Consider the following 2,223-nt stretch of genomic DNA (forward strand, 5'->3'; position numbering starts at 1 on the left):
CGCTCATCCACATAAAAGGGCACGCCCATCAGCCAGGCTTCGTTCGTCAGGTAAGCCGCCGGCTTGCGGGTGCTGATGCGTGCTTCCAAAAGCATAGCTGCTTGCGCCCGTTCCTCTTGGGTTACAGGCCGATTCTCTACAGAATCCAGGTCGTCCAGCGGCAACCCAAGCTTCCACAGCACCAGCCACGCGGCCTCGTCGAAGGCGTTGGTCGTGCCTTGCCCGAATCCGTCTGAAAAGTGCAGGCCTGCCGCTTCCAGCCTGGCGGCCATTTCCTCGACCAGCGCCAGCACCGTCAGCGATGAAGCAGGAGTTGCCGGGCTCGTCATGCTGCCGCCAGTCGTTCCAGAACACCTTTGTAGATGTTTTTGAGCGGATCGAGTGAGCTCACCAGAACATGCTCGTTGATCTTGTGGATCGAAGCGTTGAGGGGGCCGAATTCAATGACCTGCGGGCAGATTTTGGCGATAAAGCGGCCGTCACTCGTGCCGCCCGTGGTCGAAAGCTCGGTTCTCAGGCCGGTTTCAGCCTGGATCGCTCCACGCACCGCATCCACCAGCGTGCCCGGAGTGGTCAGAAAGGGGAGGCCGCCCAGGGTCCATTTGAGGTCGTACTCCAGCTGGTGCTGGCTGAGCACGGCTTGCAGGCGCTGTTGCAGGCTTTCGGGGGTGGATTCGGTGCAGAAGCGGAAATTGAAGTCCACCACCAGCTCGCCCGGAATGACGTTGGACGCGCCGGTGCCACCGTGGATGTTGGAGACCTGCCAGCTCGTGGCCGGGAAGAAAGCATTGCCTTTGTCCCATTCGGTGGCCACCAGTTCGGCCAGAGCCGGTGCAAACAGGTGGATCGGATTTTTGGCCAGGTGCGGGTAGGCAATATGGCCCTGCACGCCCTTCACGGTGAGCTTGCCGCTCATGGTGCCGCGGCGGCCGTTCTTGATCATGTCGCCCAGGCGCTCGACCGAGGTGGGTTCACCCACGATGCAATAGTCCAGCGTTTCTCCGCGCGCTTTCAACTGCTCGCAGACCATGACCGTGCCGTCCACGGCCGGGCCTTCCTCGTCGCTGGTGATCAGGAAGGCGATCGACAAGGCCGGATCCGGGTGGGCGGCCAGGAATTCCTCGACTGCGACCACCATCGCCGCGATCGATGTTTTCATGTCGGCGGTACCGCGCCCGTACATCTTTCCGTCGCGATGGCTCGGGGTGAACGGGTGGCTGTGCCACTGGTCGAGCGGGCCGGTGGGCACCACGTCGGTGTGGCCGGCGAACACCAGGGTTTTGGCCGGCGCGGCGCTATCGCTTTTTGCTATTAATTCAGTAGCTGCTTGCGCCCGTCCTGATTGGGCTGCAGCCCTTAAATCATGAGATTTCCCTTCACGCCGAGCCCACAGGTTGGTGACGCGGAAGTCGGCAGGGCCGCTGACGATGGTTTCGCATCGAAAGCCCAGCGGCGCCAGCCGTGCGATCAGCAGGGCCTGGCAATCTGCGTCGTCAGGCGTGACGGAGGGGCGGGAAATCAGCTGTTCAGCCAGATGCAGGGTTCGGGACATGTCGTTTAGGGCCTGTTAACACCGGCCCGAAACGAGCGCGGCCGTGTTTTTAGTGCTTCACGTCCAGCGTGATTTCCGTAAAGGACGGTTCGTCATCCGGGTCCTCTTCTGGCTCCAGTGTCTTGGCCTTGACGGCAAAGTCATTCTCCAGCCGCCACATCAGATTGGTCGGCGAGTCGGCGTAGAGAACACCTTCCTTGCGTGTGACGGTGCCGGCCACGATCAGCTTGGCGATGTCCTGCTCGAAGGTCTGTGAGCCTTCGGCCATGGATTTTTCCATCGCTTCCTTGACGCCTGAAAAATCGCCTTTTTCGATCAACTCGGAGATCAGCTTGGTATTGAGCATGACTTCCACCGCCGGCGTTCGGCCGCCGTCCTGTGTGCGCAGCAGCCGCTGCGACACGATGGCCTTGAGCGCGGCACCCAGATCGCCCAGCATGGTGCTGCGCACTTCCACCGGGTAAAAGCTCAGGATCCGGTTCAGCGCCTGGTAGCTGTTGTTGGCGTGCATGGTCGCCAGGCACAAATGGCCCGATTGCGCATAGGCAATGGCCGCCGACATGGTTTCGCGGTCGCGGATTTCACCGATCAGGATGACGTCAGGCGCCTGCCGCAACGCATTTTTCAGCGCCACCTGCAGCGATTGTGTATCGCTGCCGACCTCGCGCTGG

At 61.5% G+C, this 2,223-nt stretch carries 2 protein-coding genes and 1 pseudogene; all 3 read right to left on the reverse strand.

Annotation, left to right across the window (positions count from 1 at the left end; genetic code table 11):
* A pseudogene (locus AC1DWI_RS20345) lies at window positions 1–329 on the reverse strand (50S ribosomal protein L3 N(5)-glutamine methyltransferase); the annotation flags it as partial.
* The gene (gene dapE / locus AC1DWI_RS20350) at window positions 326–1,552 is read right to left on the reverse strand and encodes a succinyl-diaminopimelate desuccinylase (RefSeq protein ID WP_477669502.1); all 1,227 of its coding nucleotides are present in this window, start codon (window positions 1,550–1,552) and stop codon (window positions 326–328) included. The pseudogene AC1DWI_RS20345 and the gene dapE, both read right to left, overlap by 4 nt.
* A gap of 49 nt (window positions 1,553–1,601) precedes the next feature.
* Window positions 1,602–2,223, reverse strand: a 622-nt coding sequence (locus tag AC1DWI_RS20355) for an ATPase, T2SS/T4P/T4SS family (RefSeq protein ID WP_477725595.1), incomplete at its 5' end; no start/stop codon positions are given.

It is taken from the genome of Polaromonas sp. P3_C2 (assembly GCF_056402675.1).

Coding starts and splice junctions, on each gene's coding strand:
- dapE (WP_477669502.1), bottom strand. CDS start 1,552: ATGTCCCGAACCCTGCATCTGGCTGAACAGCTGATTTCCCGCCCCTCC.